Here is an 18742-nt window from a genome sequence, read left to right as displayed (position 1 = left end):
CACCGAACCCGCAGACAACCGGACGACCCCCGCCCACTGGCCCAACCCATCCAACCCCGCGAAACTGGGACACGTGCGCACTATCAAGACGAAGGCCGCCGCCGTCACCGCAACCCTCGCCGCCGCGGCCGCCGCCGGCGCGGCGGGCATCGTCGCCGGCCGCCTCGCCAGCGACGCCGGTCTGAAGGCGCCGCCCGGCCGCCCCCTGCCCGGTGAACCCCGTCTCACCGTGCACTCCACCGCGGCCGGCCGCATCGCCCTCACCCGCGACCTCGCCGCCCTCCGCCCCGGCACCTACGGCCTGGCGGGCGACGCCGCACACGCCGTCGTCGGCCCCGTCCTCACCGCGGAACCCCACTCCGCCGACACCGTCGTGCGCCGCCTGGAACGCGTCACCCACGGCACCCTCGAACCCGGCGACAAGGTCTGGCTCACCCCGAACGTCCACATCGGCGACCCCAGGTCCGCCCTCGGCCTCGACCACACGGACGTCGAGATCCCCGGCGAACTCGGCCCCCTGCCCGCCTGGTTCGTGCCCAGCACCAGGAACACCTGGGTCATCGCGGTCCACGGCCTCGGCCCGACCCGCGAACACGCCCTGAACGTGATGGAGTTCCTGCACCACCACCGCTTCCCGGTCCTCGCCCCCGCCTACCGCGGCGACGCCGACGCCCCCCGCCCGCCCGACGGCCTCCACCACTTCGGCGAGACCGAGTGGCGCGACCTGGACGCGGCGATGCGCTGGGCCGTCGACCACGGCGCCCGCCAACTCGTCCTGCACGGCTGGTCCACCGGCGCCACCATGGCCCTGCGCGCCGCCGCCCGCTCCGGACTGCGCGGCCGCGTCAAGGGACTCGTCCTGGACTCCCCGGTGCTCAGCTGGGAACGCACCCTGCGCGCCCTCGCCGCCGCCCGCCACACCCCCGGCATCCTCCTCCCGCTCGCCGTGCGCGCGGCCCAGGGCCGCACCGGACTGCCCAGCGACCACTCCGGCCTGTACGCCGACCGGACCGTCCCCTACACCGACCACGCGGACCGGACCGACGACACGGGCCCCGACCGGCCCCCGCCCCCCACCCTGATCTTCCACGGCCCGGACGACACGATCGCCCCCTGGGACCTCTCCCGCCGTCTCGCCGCCACCCACCCGGACCGGATCACCCTCCACACGGTCGGCCAGGCCCCCCACGCGGCCATGTGGAACGCCGACCCGAGCGCCTACGAGGAAGCACTGCGCCGCTTCCTCACGCCGCTGATGTGAGCCCCCGGCACCCTCGTCGGATCGCGCCGCCACCCCGTTTCCGCGCCCCGGTCCCACACCTTCCGTTTAAGTCCGTACCACTGGCCTGATCTCGGCGTATACCCCTCGGCGCGGCCCCGGCGTCGGCCCTGCCCGTCGCCCGCGGTGACATTCCGTTTGGGTTTTCGGACCGTCAACCGGAAGACTGCACCCGTGACGTCCCGTATCCCGCGCGACTCCAGGCTTCGACTCGTCCGCCCGCGACCCCTGGCCGCCGCCCCCACAGCTGTGAACCAGCGACGCCCTCGCCGCCCCGCGCCCCGCCCCCCGGAGGGCACACCGGCCCCCGCGGAACTGGCCAGAATGGCGCGCTCCGGCCTGGCCGACGCGGCCCGCCTCGCCCACTGGGCCGACGACGCGCTGCGGCCCGGCGGCGACGGCGCGAGCGACGGCAAGGGCACGCTCTCCGACGAGACAGCCGAACGCGCGGCCGCGGACCTCGGCCTGACTGCGGCTCAGATCCGCGCCGACTGGGACACCGCCCGCCTCGCCGGCCTGATCGAGGTGCACGGGAACAGCGCCCGCCCGGGCTGGCGGCTGCGCGCCTGGGACCGCGACGACAGTGCCGTGCTGCGTGGCTGGGTCGCCCTCTTCGACGCCTGGTCGCTCGCCCACCCGGAGCCCGGCGACCGCGAGCCCGCCGCCGTCGCCGAGGTCGTCTCGGCCATGCCCCAGGTTCTCTCCTTCCTCCAGCTCTCCGCCGGACCGGTCCCGGTCGAGCAGCTCCTGGACCTCCTGGAGCAGCGCGTCATCGAACTGCGCACCGAACGCTGCGAGATCCCCTACGGCCCCCAGCCGGAGCCCGTGGCGGAGCCCGTGGCGACGGAGCCTCAGGACGCCCCCCTCGCCCCTCTCCTCGAATGGGCCCTGCGCGCCCTCGCCTCCGTCGGCGCCCTGACCTACGGCGACGGCCAGGCCACCCTCACCCCGCTCGGCAGCTGGGCGGTGTGGGTCAAGCTGGAGCAGATCTGCGTGGCCGCGCAGAGCCCCGCCGGGAACATCGAGGTCGCCGCCGAGGAGATGCTCCGCGGCTGCGCCCAGCTGCGCCCCAACGCGGCCCGCGCCGAGTACCGCGCCTGGCTCGCCGCCCGCCCGGTCGGCAGCGCCGTCACCGAGCTGCTCGGCGCCGCCCGCGGCGACGACGCCCTTTTGCGCGGCCTCGCCTTCGAGGCCCTGCGGGTCGTGGGCGCCCCCGCCGAGCCCGACGTCCGCTCGGTGGCCGAGGAGCCCACCCTGCGGCCGTACGCCCTGCTGTGGCTGGCCGAGCACGACGGCATCGACCCGGAGGACGCCCACGAGGTCCTCACCCGGGAGGAGGCCACCTGGCTGTGGATCGACACGGCTGCCGCCGTCGCGGACCATGGTGAGGCCCCGATGCTGGTGCGGCACCTGGAGTCGGCCCTCCAGCCGACCGTCCCCCAACTGCTCGACGAGGTCAGGGCCGTGGGCCATCCGCGCACCGTGCAGGTCCTGGTCGCCCTCGCCGCCGCCCACCCCGACCCGGCCCTCGCCAAGGCCGTCCGCCGCGCCGCCTTCCAGGTGCACACCGGAGGGTGAGCGCGGGAGGGTCGCCGGATGGTGAGCGCCGGAGGGTGAGTCAGACGCGTATCTCCGGCGCGTAGGTGCCGAAGCTCCAGAGGTTGCCCTCGAGGTCCCGGGCCATGTAGTCACGGGAGCCGTAGTCCTGGTCCGTCGGGGGCATCAGGATCTCCGCGCCGTGCTCCACGGCCCGGCGGTGGTGTGCGTCGACGTCGTCCACGACGACGTACACCCCGGTCGTGCCCGCCTCTTTCATCGCCGCGTCGAAGAGGCCGCCGCGGCCCTTCGAGCCGAGCATCACCGCGCCGTTGCCCTGCACCAGTTCGGCGTGCATCACCAGGCCGTCCTCGCCCTCGTACACCGAGGACTCGGTGAAGCCGAACACCTCCGTCAGCTGCCTGATCGCCGCCTTCGCGTCGGCGTACAGCAGCGTCGGGAAGATGCTCGGACGCGTGCCGTTCGTCCCCGTCATGCCGATCACTCCCTTGTGACCAAAAGCTGGAAATCGATCCGGCATCCAGTCTGGCAGCGACCACTGACAATGGCCTCCGAGCAGGGCGAACGCTCAGCCGAAGGTGTCGCAGCGGGCCATGTCGCCCGACTCGTACCCCTGCCGGAACCACTGCTGCCGCTGCTGCGCCGACCCGTGTGTCCACGACTCCGGGGTCACCCGCCCCTGGAAGCGTTCCTGGATCCGGTCGTCGCCCACGGCCGCCGCCGCGTCCAGGCCGTCGGTGATGTCCGCGTCCGTGAGGCTCGTGATGAGCGGCCGCCCCGTGGACTCGTCCTTCGTGGTGGTCGCGTGCCGCGCCCACACGCCGGCGTAGCAGTCCGCCTGGAGCTCCACCCGCACCGCGTTGCTGCCGGCCCCGGTGCGCCCGTCCTGCGACCGGCTCAGCGTGCCGGTCAGGTCCTGCACGTGGTGCCCGTACTCGTGGGCCACCACGTACGCCTGCGCGAACGGCCCGCCGGTGGCCCCGAACTTCGACCGCAGCTCGTCGAAGAAACCGAGGTCCAGATAGACCTTGCGGTCGCCCGGGCAGTAGAACGGCCCGACCGCCGAGGTGGCCGACCCGCACGCCGTGCCGACCCGCTCGCTGAAGAAGACCGTGGGGGAGCGGTCGTAGGAGGCGCCGCGCCGCGTGAACTCCTGGTCCCAGTAGTCCTGGACGCTGTTGACCACGGCCACCATGCGGCAGTCGTCGCGGGTGTTCGCGTCCTGCCCGGTCCTGCAGTCCTGTTCGACCTGCGCGAGCCCGGAGGCCGTGGCGGCCGGCGGGCCGCCGCCGTCGGTGAGGCCGAGCTGGTCGGGGCCGACGCCGAGGAAGAGACCGAGGAGCAGGACGATCAGTCCGCCGATGCCACCCCCGATGGTCGCCTTCCCGCCCGGGACGCGGCTGCCGCGCACGTCCTGCACCTCGGAGGTGTCCAACCTGGCGTCGTCGTCGAACTGCATGCGGACACCGCCCTCTGCGCGTACCGGCCCCCCGCAGGGCATCCTCGCCCGGCGGTCCCCGCCCGGCCCGGGTCACACACCCGAACGGGGGACGCCGACGGGACCGGGCGACGGAACCGACCGGATACCCGGAGCGAGACCGATCGAACACCCGAACGCAGAAAAAGTGCTTGCACGGCCCCGTTAGACTTGGCCCATGGCCATTCTCCTCGCGCATTAGACGGCGGGAACGTCCTCAGCCGCCCACAACCGTCATACACACGCCCTGGAGTCTGTCCGTGATCTCCGCCACCGGTATCGAGCTGCGCGCCGGCGCCCGAGTCCTCATCGAGTCCGCCACCTTCCGTGTCGCCAAGGGCGACCGCATCGGCCTGGTCGGCCGCAACGGCGCCGGGAAGACCACGCTCACCAAGTGCCTCGCCGGCGAGGGCATCCCCGCCGCGGGCCAGATCACGCGCTCCGGCGAGGTCGGCTACCTCCCCCAGGACCCCCGCACCGGCGACCTCGACGTGCTCGCCCGCGACCGCATCCTCTCCGCGCGCGGCCTGGACGTCCTGCTGAAGAAGATGCGCGACAACGAACAGCGCATCGCGAACGGCCAGGGAGCCACCCGCGAGAAGGCCCTGCGGCAGTACGAGCGCCAGGAGACGGAGTTCCTCACCAAGGGCGGGTACGCCGCCGAGGCCGAGGCCGCCACCATCGCCGCCGCGCTGAACCTCCCCGACCGGGTGCTGGGCCAGCCCCTGCACACCCTCTCCGGTGGTCAGCGCCGCCGTATCGAACTGGCCCGGATCCTGTTCTCGGACGCCGACACCCTGCTCCTCGACGAGCCGACCAACCACCTCGACGCCGACTCGATCGTCTGGCTGCGGGACTACCTGAAGACCTACCGCGGCGGCTTCATCGTGATCTCCCACGACGTCGACCTGGTCGAGACGGTCGTGAACAAGGTGTTCTACCTGGACGCCAACCGCGCCCAGATCGACGTCTACAACATGGGCTGGAAGCTCTACCAGCAGCAGCGCGAGGCCGACGAGAAGCGCAGGAAGCGCGAGCGGCAGAACGCCGAGAAGAAGGCCGCGGCCCTGCACTCGCAGGCCGACAAGATGCGCGCCAAGGCCACCAAGACGGTCGCCGCGCAGAACATGGCCAAGCGCGCCGACAAGCTCCTGTCCGGCCTGGAGGCGGTCCGCCAGCAGGACAAGGTCGCCAAGCTGCGCTTCCCCGAACCCGCGCCCTGCGGCAAGACCCCGCTGATGGCGGAGGGCCTGTCGAAGTCGTACGGCTCGCTGGAGATCTTCACCGACGTCGACCTGGCCATCGACAAGGGCTCCCGCGTGGTCATCCTGGGCCTCAACGGCGCGGGCAAGACGACCCTGCTGCGCCTGCTCGCCGGCACCGAGCAGCCGGACACCGGCGCGGTCGTGCCCGGTCACGGTCTCAAGCTCGGCTACTACGCCCAGGAGCACGAGACCCTCGACCCGGAGCGCACGGTCCTGGAGAACATGCGCTCGGCGGCCCCCGACCTCGACCTCGTCGAGGTGCGCAAGACGCTGGGTTCCTTCCTGTTCTCCGGCGACGACGTCGACAAGCCGGCCGGGGTCCTCTCCGGCGGCGAGAAGACCCGCCTCGCGCTCGCCACCCTGGTGGTCTCCTCGGCCAACGTGCTGCTCCTGGACGAGCCCACCAACAACCTCGACCCGGCCAGCCGCGAGGAGATCCTCGGCGCGCTGCGCACCTACAAGGGCGCCGTCGTCCTGGTCACCCACGACGAGGGCGCCGTCGAGGCGCTCCAGCCGGAGCGGATCATCCTGCTCCCGGACGGCGTCGAGGACCTGTGGGGCGCGGACTACGCGGATCTCGTCGCCCTGGCGTGATCCACAGCGGATGGATCATTCGGCCTATCGGTGATCCACCATCTGTGTGAGATCTCCTCGTACCGAGGTGTGTCCTACATCGATTTCACGGCCGAGTCCTCTATCGCGGAGGGCTCGGCCGTCGTACGTCGCTGACCTGGTATTTCACAAAGGAACCTGTTCGGTGGTACGAACGCCCCTCTCCGGAATTTCACATTCCGATTGTGGGGGCCCGCTCCTGTCGTCAAAACCATGTCTCACGGACCTTGCCGAATGGGTGGCCATGAACGCCCGGAGGGGTGATCATGAGGAGACCAGAGCGCACTTCCCATGAGGAGGCACGGGTGGCCGAGACTCTGAAGAAGGGCAGCCGGGTAACCGGCGCCGCGCGCGACAAGCTCGCGGCAGACCTGAAGAAGAAGTACGACTCCGGTGCGAGCATTCGGGCACTGGCCGAGGAAACCGGCCGCTCGTATGGCTTCGTCCACCGGATGCTCAGCGAATCGGGCGTCACGCTTCGAGGGCGTGGCGGAGCGACGCGGGGCAAGAAGGCCGCATCGTCCTGAACCGGGCGGCCCATCGGCTTCGATGGTGGCCACCCGGTCGATCGACCGGTCGACCGGGTGGTTACTGTGCAGTCACTTAGCTGTGCCGAGCCACGGCACTGAGATGACCGCACGCATCGGAGGCGCCTCATGGCCACGTCCAGCCAGGACGGCCAGGAACTCGTTCCCCTGCTCGACAAGGACGGCGTACGGCTCACCGTCGAGGACACCCTCGCCACGGTGACGCTGACCAATCCCGCCAAGCGCAACGCCCAGAGTCCCGCTCTGTGGCGTGCCCTCGGCGAGGCGGGTCGGCTGCTGCCGGGCTCCGTCCGGGTCGTCGTCCTGCGCGGGGAGGGCAAGTCCTTCTCCGCCGGTCTCGACCGGCAGATGTTCACGCCGGAGGGGATCGAGGGCGAGCCGTCGTTCATCGACCTCGCCCGCAGCGGTGACTCCGAACTCGACGCCGCCATCGCCGGGTTCCAGGAGGGATTCACCTGGTGGCGGCGCAGTGACGTCGTGTCCATCGCCGCCGTACAGGGGCACGCCATCGGGGCCGGTTTCCAGCTGGCCCTCGCCTGTGACCTGCGCGTCGTCGCCGACGACGTGCAGTTCGCCATGCGTGAGACAAGCCTCGGCCTGGTCCCCGACCTCACCGGCACCCACCCCCTGGTGGGCCTCGTCGGCTACGCCCGGGCGCTGGAGATCTGCGCCACCGGGCGTTTCGTCACGGCCGAGGAAGCGGTGAACACCGGCCTCGCCAACATCGCCGTACCCCTGGACCAGCTCGACGGCGCGGTCAAGGACCTGGCGGCGGCGCTTCTGTCCGCCCCCCGCGACGCGGTCATCGAGACCAAGGCGCTGCTGCGTGGCGCCCAGGACCGCACCTACGACGAGCAGCGCGGCGCCGAGCGGGCCGCCCAGACCCGACGTCTGCGGGACCTGGCCGGCATCGGGGACTGATCCCGTCACGGCCGTCACCGGCACGGCATCGGGGACTACCCGTCATGGCCGTCACCAGCACGGCATCGGGGACTAATCCGTCACCGCCGTCACCAGCACGGCCACCGTCGGATGATCCGGCAGCGCGGCGCCCACGGCGGCGCGGACCTCGCGGGCCACGTCCACGGCCCGGCGGCCCGCGCCGACCGCCAGTTCGACGCGGGCATGGCGGCGTGGCAGCGCGCCCTCCCCGGTCTCACCGTCCCCGAGGTGCACGGGGCGCCCCAGGAGGCCGGTCAGCATGCTCACACCGGGCACCGCCAGCGCGGCGACGGCCGCCAGGGTCTCGTCGCCGGGCGCCGCTTCCGCGGGACGCGGCGCCGTGGGCTGCCCTGCGGGTGAGGGCCCCGGTCGCGCTTCCGGTCGTACGGAGGAGGGTCCCGGGGCCTCGCCCGGCAGGGCCGTCTCGTCCAGCAGGGCCGTCACCTGCAGGTCGACCTCGCCGAGATCGAGGCCCAGCGACTCGGCGGCCGCCCCGGCGAAGGCCGAGCGCAGCAGTTCCGCCGTCACCGGCAAGGGCTCGGCCGGTGTGGCCCCGAACTCCGCGGTGAGCCGCAGCGGGCCGGGCCGCAGCGCGGACGGCGGCGCCGGTACGACGGACTCGGGTGCGTCCCCCGGATGGGCGAGTCCGATCCGCATGGTGCCCAGCCGAACGCCCACAAGGCCGCGAGCGGCGGTCCGCAGCACCGCAGTGGCCGCCTCCTCGGAGATCCACGCCCCGTCGCCCGGCCCGCCCAGGGGCAGCAGCCTGCCCAGTCCCAGCTGGTGCCGCACCGTCCGTGCCCACTGCTCCGCCGTCATTCCTCCAGCCTGCCGCATCTCCGGCGCGAGATCGCGCCAGCGCACTTACGGTGGTCGAAGGAGGACCACCGAAAGGGGTGACGGCGATGACCGACATGACGCAGAGCACCGAGGCGGAGCCGCAGCTGCGCAAGACCACCAGGCGCGGTGGCGGCGACCCGGCGACCCGGGGCCGTACCACCATCGCCGACGGGGTCGTGGAGAAGATCGCCGGGCTCGCGGCCCGGGACGTCCTCGGCGTGCACGCCATGGGCAGCGGCCTGAGCCGCACCTTCGGCGCCGTCCGCGACCGGGTCCCCGGCGGCTCCAAGTCCGTGACCCGCGGGGTCAAGGCCGAGGTCGGCGAGGTGCAGACCGCGCTCGACCTGGAGATCGTCGTCGACTACGGCGTCTCGATCGCCGACGTGGCGAAGGCCGTACGGGAGAACGTCGTGGCCGCCGTGGAGCGCATGACCGGGCTGGAGGTCGTCGAGGTCAACATCGCGGTGAGCGATGTGAAGCTGCCCGACGAGGAGGACGAGGAACCCGAACCCCGGATCCAGTGACCGCACCCACCCTTGAGGACCTTCAGAGGAGCGCACGATGAACATGGCCGTGGTCGGCATGATTGCCGGCATGGCGCTGGGCTTCGCGGGGTATTTCGGCGGGTTCGGTGCCTTCCTGCTGGTGGCGGCGCTGGGCGCCATCGGCTTCGTCGTCGGCCGGTTCCTGGAAGGGGACCTTGAGGTCGGCGACTTCTTCCGCAGCCGTGACGACCGGCGCGACCGGCGGCCATGACGCCCGTGAGCAGCGAGACCGGTGAGGCGGGCGAGACGGACGAGTTCCGCAGACCCCGAAGCGCCGACGTCGTGGCACCGGGTGAGCGGGGCGCGACCCGCATCGCCGACCGGGTGGTGGCGAAGGTCGCCGGACAGGCCGCCCGCGAGGCGCTCGGAGCACTCCCCGCCGAGGCCGAACCCCCGTACGCCACCGTCGTCGTCCACCACGGCCTGGCCCGCGTCCGCATGCACCTGGAACTCGACTACCCCTGCGACATCGGGGCGCGTTGCAGAGCGGTGCGTCAGCAAGTGGTCGAGCGGGTAGTCGCGTTGGTGGGCATGCAGGTGTCGGAGGTCGCCGTCCAGGTGGAGCGGCTGCATCCGGCACAGGGACACGGCGCGGCACAGGGGAGGACGCGATGAGCGAGCCCCAGGGCTCCGAGGGCACCACACAGCGACTGCCGGTCATCGAACGGGCGGCCGAAGCGGACCAGCGCGGCCAGTCCGCGTCGGCGGCCGCGTACGGACCACCACCGGTCCCGGAGAGCGGGACGGGCGGCGCCCAGCGCCGGTTCTGGTCGGCGCGCAGGATCCCGGCGGCCGTCGTCGCGCTGCTGCTCCTGCTGACCGCGGGCATCTTCCTCTACGACATCGCAGCCGTCCGGGCCCACCGGCCGCCCATGCACTGGCGCCGCGAACTCGCCCGGCAGCTCGCCGCCCGCCCCCTGGACGACACCTGGGTCCTGGTCGGCGCGGGCGTGGCCGCGGTCCTCGGCCTGTGGCTGATCGTGCTGGCCGTGACTCCGGGCCTGCGCGCGGTCCTCCCGATGCACCGCGCCCACCCCGACGTCCGTGCCGGCCTCCACCGGGACGCCGCCGCCATGGTCCTGCGCGACCGGGCCATGGAAGTGGCCGGCGTCCAGTCCGCGCGGGTCCGGATGAGGCGGCGGAAGGCCGACGTCCGCGCCGTCTCCCACTTCCGCGAACTGGACGACGTGCGCGCCGACCTGGACCTGGCCCTCGCGGAGGCGATCAGGGGACTGGGTCTGTCCCGGCCCCCCGCCCTCGCGGTGCACGTGGCGCGCGCCGCCCGGAAGAAGGGCTGAGACCGATGCTGAGGACCGTCAACCGCGTACTGATCGGCCTGGTGGGTCTGTTGCTGCTGGTGCTCGGCGGCTCGGTGCTCGCCGTGGGCCTCGGTGTGAAACCGCCGTCCTGGTGGATCCACGACGGCCGGCACGACGTCCTGCTGAGCGATGCCGAGCGCACCCGCTGGAACGGCGAGAGCTGGTGGTGGCCGACGGTCATCGCCGCGCTGGCCCTCGTGGTGCTCCTGACCCTGTGGTGGCTGACCGCGGTCCTGCGCAGGCGCCGCCTCACGGAGGTACGCGTCAACACGGGCGACGGCGAGGGCGCGCTGCTGAGGGGCCGGGCCCTGGAGGGCGTACTGGCGAGCGACGCGGGCCAGTTGGACGGCGTACACCGAGCGCAGGCCCGCCTGAAGGGCCGCCCGGACGCCCCGGAGACCCACGTACGCCTCCACCTGGAACCGCACGTGGACCCGGGGACAACCCTGAACTACCTGACGGAAGAGGCCCTGGCACACGCCCGCAATTCAGCGGGCCTCGACTCACTACCGGCCGAGGTCCGCATGACAGCGGTCAAGCACAAGGCAGAAAGGGTCAGTTGAGGAGCTTTTGGCTTCCAGGGGCGCGGGGCTGTATCAATTTGCGGCTCCGCCGCGTGGGCGCGATCAGCCCCCACCGGCCCGCAGCTAAAAGCCGTGCCGCATGCCCCCGTCAACGGGCAGCATGACCCCGGTCAAATAGGAAGCAGCCGGCGACAAGAAAAATGCAGCAGCCCGCCCGAACTCCTCCGGCGTCCCATACCGCCGCAACGGAATACGAGACTCGTTCGCGGCCCGAGTAGCCTCCGGATCCGCCGACATCGCGTCCAGCTCGCGCACGCGATCCGTATCGATACGGGACGGCAGAAGCCCCACCACCCGAATTCCGCGCGGCCCCAATTCATCGGAAAGCGACTTCGCGAACCCGGCGAGCCCCGGCCGTAGTCCGTTCGAAATGGTCAGCCCGGGAAGCGGCTCGTGCACGGACGCCGACAGCACGAACCCGATGACGCCCCCGGCCTCCAGCTCCGCCGCGGCGGCCCGGGCCAGCCGAACCGCCCCGAGGAACACCGACTCGAACGCGGCCTGCCACTGCTCGTCCGTGTTGTCGGCGACAAACCCGGGCGGGGGTCCGCCGACACTGATGAGCACCCCGTCGAACCCGCCGAAATGCTCCCGCGCGGCGGTGATCAGAGCCTCCGCCGCAGCCGGGTCGGCGTTGTCGACGCCCACGCCCAGCGCGTTCGGCCCCAGCTCCGCCGCCGCGGCGAGCGCACGCGACTCGTCCCGCCCGGTCACCACGACCTTCGCCCCGTCCGCGACCAGCTCACGCGCGGCCGCGTTGCCCAGCCCACGGGTCGCTCCGGTGACGACGTACACACGGTCCTTCAGCCCAAGATCCATGGCCCCTATCCTGCCTGCTCGGCACCGAAGAGCGTGAGGGCGGTCGTCACCAGCCCGATGTGACTGAACGCCTGGGGGAAGTTCCCGAGCTGCGCGCCGGCCACCGGGTCGTACTCCTCGGACAGCAGTCCCACGTCGTTGGCCAGGCCCAGCAGCCGTTCGAAGAGGGCCCGCGCCTCCTTCCTGCGGCCCGTCATGTGCAGCGCGTCGGCGAGCCAGAACGAGCACACCAGGAAGCTGCCCTCGCCGCCGGGCAATCCGTCCACCGGCGTCTCCTCGGCGCTGTACCGCCGTACGAACCCGTTGTGCTCCAGCTCGGCGCGGACCGCGTCGATGGTGCCGACCACCCGCGGGTCGTCGGCGGGCAGGAAACCGACGCGGGGGATCAGCAGCAGGGACGCGTCGAGTTCACGGGAGCCGTAGTACTGGGTGAAGGTGTTGCGTTCGGCGTCGTAGCCCCTCTCGCAGACCTCGCGGTGGACCTCCTCGCGCAGCGCGCGCCAGCCCGCCAGGTCGCCGCCCAGCTCGGGGAAGGCCTCCAGGGCGCGCACGGCACGGTCGGCGGCGACCCACACCATGACCTTCGAGTGGACGAAGTCGCGGCGCCCGCCCCGCACTTCCCAGATCCCCTCGTCCGGCTGCCGCCAGGAGGCCCGGAGGAAGTCCAGCAGGACGCTCTGGAGGGACCACATGTGCGGTTGGGCCGGCAGTCCGGCCCGCCGGGCCAGCGACAGCGAGTCCATGACCTCGCCGTAGACGTCCAGCTGGAGCTGTTTCACGGCCTCGTTGCCGATCCGGACCGGCCGGGAGCCGCCGAAGCCGGACAGCCAGGGCAGTTCGAACTCGGGCAGCCGCCGCTCGCCCGCGACGCCGTACATGATCTGGAGGTCCGCCGGGTCGCCGGCGACCGCGCGCAGCAGCCAGTTCCGCCAGGCCTCGGCCTCTTCCAGATAGCCGCACTGCACGAGGGCGCCCAGGGTGAGGGTGGAGTCGCGCAGCCAGCAGTAGCGGTAGTCCCAGTTGCGCACGCCGCCCATCTCCTCGGGCAGCGAGGTGGTGGCCGCGGCCACGATGCCGCCGGTGGGCCGGTAGGTGAGCGCCTTGAGGGTGATCAGGGAGCGGACCACGGCGTCCCGGTGCGGGCCGTCGTAGCGGCAGCGCGCCGACCACTCCTGCCAGTCGGCCACACTGCTCTCCAGCGTCTCGAACGGGTCGGTCAGCGGAGGACGCGGCTCGTGCGAGGGGTGCCAGGTGAGGACGAACGCGACCTTCTCGCCCTCCTCGACGGTGAACTCCGAGTGCGTGCCGAAGTGCTCGCCCCAGGTGTGCACCGGGGGCACGCTGCGTAGCCACGTCGAGTCGGGTCCCGCGACGGCCACCCGCTGTCCGTGGGACCTGCGCACCCACGGCACGATCGAGCCGTACTCGAAGCGCAGCCGCAGCGTGCTGCGCACGGTGACCCGGCCGCGCAGCCCTTCCACGACCCGTACGAGGTCGGGGGCGACATCGCGCTGCGGCATGAGGTCGGTGATCCGCACCGCGCCCTCGTCGGTCTCCCACTCGGTGTCCAGGACGAGGGTGCCGGGGCGGTAGCCGCGCCTGGTGCACCGGTCCGCGCCCTGCGGGGCGAGCCGCCAGTGGCCGTTCTCCTCGTCGCCGAGCAGCCGCGCGAAGCAGGCCGCCGAGTCGAAGCGGGGCAGGCACAGCCAGTCCACGGAGCCGTCCGTGCCGACCAGGGCGGCGGTCTGTTCGTCGCCGATGAGGGCGTAGTCCTCGATACGGGGGATCCGGTGAGCCGGCGGGGTTCGGGGGTGCACGCAGTGCGGATTCCCGGCTGGTCGCGGGGGCAATCAGAGGTGCGGCCGGGGGAGTGATGCGGCCGCGCCGGTTCCGGTGTTCGAGAAGATCACCCCCGAATGGGCCGGCGTCTGGTTCAGCACCCACAGTCCGATCAGTGTCGCCAGCGCGAACACGACCGCGATGAGGACGGCGAGCACGAGCCGGCGGCGACGCTCACGGCGCAGCCAGTCGCCGCGCGCGCTGCGATAGGCGTCGGGGGCCGCGTGCACCCCGCCCGCCAGCGCGGCGAGGGCCTCCTGGAGTTCCCGCTCGGTACGGTCCGTGTCGGTCATCGCCGGGCCTCCATCGCCTGGGTCAGGGCGGCCAGGCCGCGTGCCGTGTGGGTCTTGACGGAACCGCAGGAGATTCCCATCGCCGAGGCGATCTCGCCCTCCTTCAGCCCGAGCCAGTGCCGCAGGACCAGGGCCTCACGCTGCCGGGCGGGCAGGTGCTGGAGCGCGTCGACGAGGACGCGCTGGTCGTCGTGGAGCAGCGCGGTGCTCTCCGCGGAGGCCACCGGTTCGGTCGCCGGGGCCTCCACGTGCTTGCGGGCGACCTGGAGGTGCCGTATCCGCATCCGGGTCAGGTTGCAGACCGTGGAGCGCAGATAGGCCTCCGCCGCCTCGATGTCCCTCAGGCGCCGCCACCTCCGGTAGATCTGGTAGTAGGCCTCGGCGACCACGTTCTCCGCGTCGTCGGCGCCGAGCAGCACGGCGAGCCGGAGCATCGACGCGTAGTGCAGCTCGAACAGCCGGGCCACCCCGGCCTCGCGCTCCAGTTCGGCCGGGTCGGCCGCCGCGGGCGCGAGCGGGACGGGCACCGGGGTGCCGTGTCTCAGGTGCTGTCTCACGGGTTGTTCGCTCCCGTCTCGGGGCGCCGCCTGACGGTCAGGCGCGACGGTAGGTCGGTGAGGTCGGCGCCGCGCGGGACACCGAGCCGTTCGAGGACCGCGGTCCCGGCCAGGGCGACGGTCAGGTTCAGCAGGAGGGCGGCGAGACCGGCGTAGATCTGGAAAGGACCGGCGCCGATCGTGGAGAACCCCTCGCGGACGACGAGGAAGGTGCCGGCCAGCATGCCCGCCGCCCATCCGGCGAGCAGCGCCCGCGGGTGCAGCCGTCCGGTGAACAGGCCCACCGCGACGGCCGGGAAGATCTGGAGGATCCAGACCCCGCCGAGGAGCTGGAGGTTGATCGCGTCCTGGTCGCGCAGCCCGAACACGAAAGCGACCGCGCCCACCTTCGCCGTCAGTGACACCGCCTTGGCGATCCGCACCTGCCGCTTGGGGGTGGCGGTGGGGTGCACGTACTCGACGTACACGTTGCGGACGAAGCTGGTGGCCGCCGCGATCGACATCACCGCCGCCGGGACCAGCGCCCCCACGGTGATCGCGCCGAACACCAGCCCGGCCAGCGGCCCCGGCATCAACCGGTCCACCAGCATCGGTACGGCTGTCTCGGCACCGCCCGCCGGTGCCCGCACCCCGGCCGCGAGCGCCGCGACGCCGAGGAACCCGAAGAGCGCGAGCAGCCCCGTCCAGGCGGGCAGGGCGACCGCCACCTTGCGCAGGGTGCGCGGGCCGTCGGCGGCGAGCCCGGCGGTCAGGACGTGCGGGTACATCAGCAGGGCGAGGGCGGAGCCGAGGGCGAGGGTGGCGTAGGCGGGTTGCTGGTCGGGGGAGAGGAGGAGGGCCGGGCCGCCGAGGCGTTCGGCGGCTCCGTCGAAGACCGCGCCCGGCCCGCCGAGCCGTTCGAGCACCAGCCAGGTCACCGCCGTGAGCGAGACGAAGACCGCGACCGCCTTGAGCGCGGAGATCACGGTCGGCGCCCGCAGCCCGTGCCGGTAGGTGGCCACCGCGAGCCCCGCGAACAGCGCCACCATCACCAGGTCTCCGGTCGCACCCCGTGGATACACGCCCCCGGCGGTCAGCACGGCCCGTATCCCGAGCAGCTGGAGCGCCAGGTAGGGCATGGTCGCCAGGATCCCGGTGAGCGCGACCACCAGAGCCAGCGGCGCCGAACCGTAGCGGCCGCGCACGAAGTCGGCGGCGGTGATGTAGCCGTGCCGGCGGGCCACCTCGCCCAGCCGGCCGAGCAGCACGAAGGCGATCGGGCAGACGATCACCGTGTACGGCACCGCGAAGAAGGCGGCCGCGCCGTTGCCGTACGCGAGTCCCGGCACGGCGGTGAAGGTGTACGCGGTGAAGATCGTGCCGCCGAGCAGCAGCCAGGTCCACACCGGGCCGAGGCTGCGGTCGGCCAGCGCCCAGCCCTCCAGGGACGGCAACCGGTCGCTGCGGCGCAGCCGGCGCGCGGTCACGGCGAGCAGCGACGCCCCGCCGATCACGGCGAGGAACGTCGCGGTCATGGCGCCGTCGGCCATGGTCACCGTCCTTGGTGTCCCTGAAGGTGAGTCCTGTGCCCTCGCGCATTAGTTGCGCGAGCCGCCGGTTCGGATGACGGACATCGGCGGGAAATCTCCCCGGAATTCGCTGTCAACCGTCCGCGGGAGGTGGGCAACTCTTGCACAGACCCACAGCGACGGGGAGAGGAGCGCAGGTCATGGCACGGACCGGTCATCACCGGCTACGGCGCGTCGCGATCGCCGTACTGCTGCTCGCCCCCGCCGTGGGACTGCTGTGGGTCCCGATGTACGCCGGTGCGGAGCCGCGCCTCGCGGGCACGCCGTTCTTCTACTGGTACCAGCTCGCCTGGGTGCCGGGGTGCGGCCTGTGCCTGCTCGCCGCCTACGCGCTGACGGAACGACGTCGCCGCTGAGCCGTTCTGATCCTGCACGTCTGATCCTGCACGTCTGATCTTGCACCGTTCCTGGTGAGGAGCCGCCATGCCCGAAACCGTCCTTCAGCCTGCCATCGAGGCGCCTGAAAAATCACGAATGTCACTTCGATCGATCCTCCTGTGGGCCGTCGTCGCGCTGCTCGGCGCGGTCGCCTGGGGCGTGCTCGCGCTGGCCAGGGGCGAGGAGATCTCCGCGGTCTGGCTGGTGGTCGCAGCGCTCGGCTCGTACGCGATCGCCTACCGCTTCTACTCGCGCTTCCTCGCCCGCCGCGTCCTGAGGCCGGACGACCGCCGCGCGACTCCGGCCGAACGCCTGGAGGACGGCGTCGACTTCCACCCCACCGACAAGCGGGTCCTGCTCGGCCACCACTTCGCGGCGATCGCGGGCGCCGGACCGCTGGTGGGCCCGGTACTGGCGGCCCAGATGGGCTACCTGCCCGGCACCCTGTGGATCGTCGCCGGAGTGATCTTCGCGGGCGCGGTCCAGGACATGGTGGTCCTCTTCCTGTCCATGCGGCGGGACGGCAAGTCGCTCGGCCAGATGGCCCGCGACGAGATCGGCCGGGCCGGTGGCGCGGCGGCCCTGATCGCGGTGTTCGCCATCATGATCATCCTGCTGGGGGTGCTCGCCCTGGTCGTGGTCAACGCCCTCGCGCACTCCCCGTGGGGCACCTTCTCCGTCGCGATGACCATCCCGATCGCCCTGTTCATGGGCTTCTGGCTGCACCGCATCCGTCCCGGCCGGGTCGTGGAGACCAGCTTCATCGGCGTCGCGCTGCTGCTCCTCGCGATCATGGGCGGCAGTTGGGTCCAGAACTCCTCGCTGGCCTCGGCCTTCACCCTCAGCCCCACGACCCTGGTCTTCTGCCTCGTCGGCTACGGCTTCGTCGCCTCCGTTCTCCCGGTCTGGATGCTCCTCGCCCCGCGCGACTACCTCTCCACCTTCATGAAGATCGGCACGATCGCGCTGCTCGCGGTGGGGGTCGTGGTCGCGGCTCCGGTGCTGCGCGCGGAGGCGGTGACGGACTTCGCCTCGTCGGGCGCGGGCCCGGTCTTCGCGGGCTCCCTCTTCCCCTTCCTCTTCATCACGATCGCCTGCGGTGCGCTGTCCGGCTTCCACGCGCTGGTCTCGTCCGGTACGACACCGAAGCTGATCCAGAAGGAGTCGCAGGTCCGGCTCATCGGTTACGGGGCGATGCTGATGGAGTCCTTCGTCGCGACCATGGCGCTGATCGCGGCGGCGACCCTGGAGCCCGGCCTGTACTACGCGATGAACGCCCCGGCCGGACTGCTGGGCGCCACGGCGGAATCGGCGTCCCACGCGGTGGCCGGCCTCGGCTTCACCATCACCCCCGACCAGCTGAACCACGCCGCCAGGGCGGTCGAGGAACAGACCCTGATCGCCCGCTCCGGCGGCGCCCCGACCCTCGCGGTCGGGATGTCGGAGATCTTCTCCGGGGTTTTCGGCGGGACCGCGATGAAGGCCTTCTGGTACCACTTCGCGATCATGTTCGAGGCGCTGTTCATCCTGACCACGGTGGACGCGGGCACCCGGGTCGGCCGCTTCATGCTCCAGGAAATGCTCGGCAACGTCTGGAAGCCGGTCGGCCGGGTCAACTGGAAGCCCGGCATCTGGCTGTGCAGCGGCCTGGTCGTGGCGGCCTGGGGCTACTTCCTCCACTCCGGCGCCACCGACCCGCTCGGCGGGATCAACCAGCTCTTCCCGCTCTTCGGCATCGCGAACCAACTGCTGGCGGCGATCGCGCTGGCCGTGTGCACGACGGTCCTCGTCAAGTCCGGCAGGCTGCGGTGGGCCTGGGTGACCGGGGTCCCGCTCGCCTGGGTGGTCGCGATCACCTTCACCGCGGGCTGGCAGAAGATCTTCTCCGACGACCCCCGGGTCGGGTTCTTCGCCCAGCGGACCAAGTACGCGGACGGCATCGACGCGGGCCAGGTGCTCGCACCGGCCAAGTCGCTCGACGACATGCACACAGTGGTCACCAACTCGACCGTGGACGGCGTACTGATCGCTCTGTTCCTGCTCCTGGTCGCGGTGGTGATCGTCAACGCGGCCGTGGTCTGCGTACGGGCCGTCCGGGTGCCGGAAACCCTGCCGACTTCTGAGGCGCCGTACGTCGAGTCGCGGATCGGCGTCCCCGGGCAGAGCGCCGAGGGGTTCGTGGAGGTGTCGGGGGCCCGCTCGTGACAGGGAGCGGGCGGCCGAGGAGTGCGACCGGGCTTCTGGGGACAGCGTCGGGGCGGCTGGGAGCGGCGGTCGTGCTGCTCGGGGGAGCATCCGCGCGGCTGGGGTCAGCGACCGT

20 protein-coding genes are annotated in these 18742 nt (G+C 72.1%); 12 read left to right on the top strand and 8 right to left on the bottom strand.

Annotation, left to right across the window (positions count from 1 at the left end):
- Positions 1-73 precede the first annotated feature (73 nt).
- Together H295_RS0138855 and H295_RS0138850 are read left to right on the top strand one after the other, a co-directional pair.
- Complete coding sequence (locus H295_RS0138855) at positions 74-1261, top strand: alpha/beta hydrolase (RefSeq protein WP_020140759.1); 1188 nt, start codon at positions 74-76, stop codon at positions 1259-1261.
- Positions 1262-1453: 192 nt separating this feature from the next.
- Positions 1454-2857 (top strand): hypothetical protein, encoded by a 1404-nt coding sequence (locus H295_RS0138850; RefSeq protein ID WP_199788674.1) that lies wholly within the window; start codon positions 1454-1456, stop codon positions 2855-2857.
- 40 nt (positions 2858-2897) lie between these two features.
- Here the strand turns inward: H295_RS0138850 and H295_RS0138845 are convergent, their stop codons facing one another.
- Together H295_RS0138845 and H295_RS0138840 are read right to left on the bottom strand one after the other, a co-directional pair.
- Positions 2898-3311 carry a VOC family protein gene (locus H295_RS0138845; protein ID WP_020140757.1) on the bottom strand — a complete coding sequence of 138 codons (414 nt, stop codon included), beginning with the start codon at positions 3309-3311 and terminating at the stop codon, positions 2898-2900.
- A gap of 93 nt (positions 3312-3404) precedes the next feature.
- Positions 3405-4295 carry a neutral zinc metallopeptidase gene (locus H295_RS0138840; protein ID WP_020140756.1) on the bottom strand — a complete coding sequence of 297 codons (891 nt, stop codon included), beginning with the start codon at positions 4293-4295 and terminating at the stop codon, positions 3405-3407.
- A 278-nt stretch (positions 4296-4573) separates the two neighbouring features.
- Between H295_RS0138840 and H295_RS0138835 the strand changes: the two genes are divergently transcribed.
- The 3 genes from H295_RS0138835 (at position 4574) to H295_RS0138825 (ending at position 7659) form a co-directional block, all read left to right on the top strand.
- On the top strand, positions 4574-6172 hold the full coding sequence (locus H295_RS0138835; protein WP_020140755.1) for an ABC-F family ATP-binding cassette domain-containing protein: 1599 nt from the start codon (positions 4574-4576) through the stop codon (positions 6170-6172).
- Between the two features lie 323 nt (positions 6173-6495).
- Positions 6496-6717, top strand: coding sequence for a helix-turn-helix domain-containing protein (locus H295_RS0138830; protein WP_004002281.1), 222 nt, complete (start codon positions 6496-6498; stop codon positions 6715-6717).
- A 129-nt stretch (positions 6718-6846) separates the two neighbouring features.
- Complete coding sequence (locus H295_RS0138825) at positions 6847-7659, top strand: enoyl-CoA hydratase/isomerase family protein (protein WP_020140754.1); 813 nt, start codon at positions 6847-6849, stop codon at positions 7657-7659.
- Between the two features lie 72 nt (positions 7660-7731).
- Here the strand turns inward: H295_RS0138825 and H295_RS0138820 are convergent, their stop codons facing one another.
- The gene (locus tag H295_RS0138820; RefSeq protein ID WP_020140753.1) at positions 7732-8499 is read right to left on the bottom strand and encodes a hypothetical protein; all 768 of its coding nucleotides are present in this window, start codon (positions 8497-8499) and stop codon (positions 7732-7734) included.
- Positions 8500-8585: 86 nt separating this feature from the next.
- Here H295_RS0138820 and H295_RS0138815 point away from each other — a divergent pair, with 86 nt between their 5' ends.
- Genes H295_RS0138815 through amaP form a run of 5 tightly spaced genes read left to right on the top strand, consistent with a single transcriptional unit; the run spans position 8586 to position 10947 of the window.
- Complete coding sequence (locus H295_RS0138815) at positions 8586-9044, top strand: Asp23/Gls24 family envelope stress response protein (protein ID WP_020140752.1); 459 nt, start codon at positions 8586-8588, stop codon at positions 9042-9044.
- A 37-nt stretch (positions 9045-9081) separates the two neighbouring features.
- A complete protein-coding gene (locus tag H295_RS0138810) occupies positions 9082-9276 on the top strand; it encodes a hypothetical protein (protein ID WP_020140751.1) in 195 nt (64 codons plus the stop codon).
- Positions 9273-9680 (top strand): Asp23/Gls24 family envelope stress response protein, encoded by a 408-nt coding sequence (locus H295_RS0138805; RefSeq protein WP_028810154.1) that lies wholly within the window; start codon positions 9273-9275, stop codon positions 9678-9680. The genes H295_RS0138810 and H295_RS0138805 overlap by 4 nt, the downstream gene beginning before the upstream one ends.
- Positions 9677-10363 (top strand): DUF6286 domain-containing protein, encoded by a 687-nt coding sequence (locus H295_RS0138800; RefSeq protein WP_020140749.1) that lies wholly within the window; start codon positions 9677-9679, stop codon positions 10361-10363. Before H295_RS0138805 ends, H295_RS0138800 begins: the two co-directional genes overlap by 4 nt.
- A gap of 5 nt (positions 10364-10368) precedes the next feature.
- Positions 10369-10947: an alkaline shock response membrane anchor protein AmaP gene (gene amaP / locus H295_RS0138795; RefSeq protein WP_020140748.1), complete on the top strand. Its 579-nt coding sequence runs from the start codon at positions 10369-10371 to the stop codon at positions 10945-10947.
- Positions 10948-11031: 84 nt separating this feature from the next.
- Here the strand turns inward: amaP and H295_RS0138790 are convergent, their stop codons facing one another.
- From H295_RS0138790 to H295_RS0138770, 5 genes are read right to left on the bottom strand one after another with little or no spacing between them, the layout of a single operon-like run.
- A complete protein-coding gene (locus tag H295_RS0138790; RefSeq protein WP_020140747.1) occupies positions 11032-11787 on the bottom strand; it encodes an SDR family oxidoreductase in 756 nt (251 codons plus the stop codon).
- Between the two features lie 5 nt (positions 11788-11792).
- Complete coding sequence (locus tag H295_RS0138785) at positions 11793-13604, bottom strand: glycoside hydrolase family 15 protein (RefSeq protein ID WP_020140746.1); 1812 nt, start codon at positions 13602-13604, stop codon at positions 11793-11795.
- 33 nt (positions 13605-13637) lie between these two features.
- On the bottom strand, positions 13638-13919 hold the full coding sequence (locus H295_RS0138780; protein WP_020140745.1) for a hypothetical protein: 282 nt from the start codon (positions 13917-13919) through the stop codon (positions 13638-13640).
- Positions 13916-14476, bottom strand: coding sequence for a sigma-70 family RNA polymerase sigma factor (locus tag H295_RS0138775; protein ID WP_020140744.1), 561 nt, complete (start codon positions 14474-14476; stop codon positions 13916-13918). The genes H295_RS0138780 and H295_RS0138775 overlap by 4 nt, the downstream gene beginning before the upstream one ends.
- Positions 14473-16005 carry a sodium:solute symporter family protein gene (locus H295_RS0138770; protein WP_020140743.1) on the bottom strand — a complete coding sequence of 511 codons (1533 nt, stop codon included), beginning with the start codon at positions 16003-16005 and terminating at the stop codon, positions 14473-14475. Before H295_RS0138770 ends, H295_RS0138775 begins: the two co-directional genes overlap by 4 nt.
- A 179-nt stretch (positions 16006-16184) precedes the next feature.
- Between H295_RS0138770 and H295_RS0138765 the strand changes: the two genes are divergently transcribed.
- Together H295_RS0138765 and H295_RS0138760 are read left to right on the top strand one after the other, a co-directional pair.
- Positions 16185-16400 (top strand): DUF3311 domain-containing protein, encoded by a 216-nt coding sequence (locus tag H295_RS0138765; RefSeq protein ID WP_020140742.1) that lies wholly within the window; start codon positions 16185-16187, stop codon positions 16398-16400.
- A gap of 118 nt (positions 16401-16518) precedes the next feature.
- Positions 16519-18627, top strand: coding sequence for a carbon starvation CstA family protein (locus H295_RS0138760; RefSeq protein WP_020140741.1), 2109 nt, complete (start codon positions 16519-16521; stop codon positions 18625-18627).
- The last annotated feature ends 115 nt before the right edge of the window (positions 18628-18742 follow it).

This window comes from Streptomyces sp. 351MFTsu5.1 (genome assembly GCF_000383655.1).
In the GTDB taxonomy this organism is placed as follows: Bacteria; Actinomycetota; Actinomycetes; order Streptomycetales; family Streptomycetaceae; genus Streptomyces; species Streptomyces griseorubiginosus.
This window is presented reverse-complemented; position numbering and strand designations above follow the sequence as displayed.

Coding starts and splice junctions, on each gene's coding strand:
- H295_RS0138845 (WP_020140757.1), bottom strand. CDS start 3,311: ATGACGGGGACGAACGGCACGCGTCCGAGCATCTTCCCGACGCTGCTG.
- H295_RS0138840 (WP_020140756.1), bottom strand. CDS start 4,295: ATGCAGTTCGACGACGACGCCAGGTTGGACACCTCCGAGGTGCAGGAC.
- H295_RS0138825 (WP_020140754.1), top strand. CDS start 6,847: ATGGCCACGTCCAGCCAGGACGGCCAGGAACTCGTTCCCCTGCTCGAC.
- H295_RS0138820 (WP_020140753.1), bottom strand. CDS start 8,499: ATGACGGCGGAGCAGTGGGCACGGACGGTGCGGCACCAGCTGGGACTG.
- H295_RS0138815 (WP_020140752.1), top strand. CDS start 8,586: ATGACCGACATGACGCAGAGCACCGAGGCGGAGCCGCAGCTGCGCAAG.
- H295_RS0138810 (WP_020140751.1), top strand. CDS start 9,082: ATGAACATGGCCGTGGTCGGCATGATTGCCGGCATGGCGCTGGGCTTC.
- H295_RS0138805 (WP_028810154.1), top strand. CDS start 9,273: ATGACGCCCGTGAGCAGCGAGACCGGTGAGGCGGGCGAGACGGACGAG.
- H295_RS0138800 (WP_020140749.1), top strand. CDS start 9,677: ATGAGCGAGCCCCAGGGCTCCGAGGGCACCACACAGCGACTGCCGGTC.
- amaP (WP_020140748.1), top strand. CDS start 10,369: ATGCTGAGGACCGTCAACCGCGTACTGATCGGCCTGGTGGGTCTGTTG.
- H295_RS0138790 (WP_020140747.1), bottom strand. CDS start 11,787: ATGGATCTTGGGCTGAAGGACCGTGTGTACGTCGTCACCGGAGCGACC.
- H295_RS0138780 (WP_020140745.1), bottom strand. CDS start 13,919: ATGACCGACACGGACCGTACCGAGCGGGAACTCCAGGAGGCCCTCGCC.
- H295_RS0138770 (WP_020140743.1), bottom strand. CDS start 16,005: ATGGCCGACGGCGCCATGACCGCGACGTTCCTCGCCGTGATCGGCGGG.
- H295_RS0138765 (WP_020140742.1), top strand. CDS start 16,185: ATGGCACGGACCGGTCATCACCGGCTACGGCGCGTCGCGATCGCCGTA.
- H295_RS0138760 (WP_020140741.1), top strand. CDS start 16,519: ATGTCACTTCGATCGATCCTCCTGTGGGCCGTCGTCGCGCTGCTCGGC.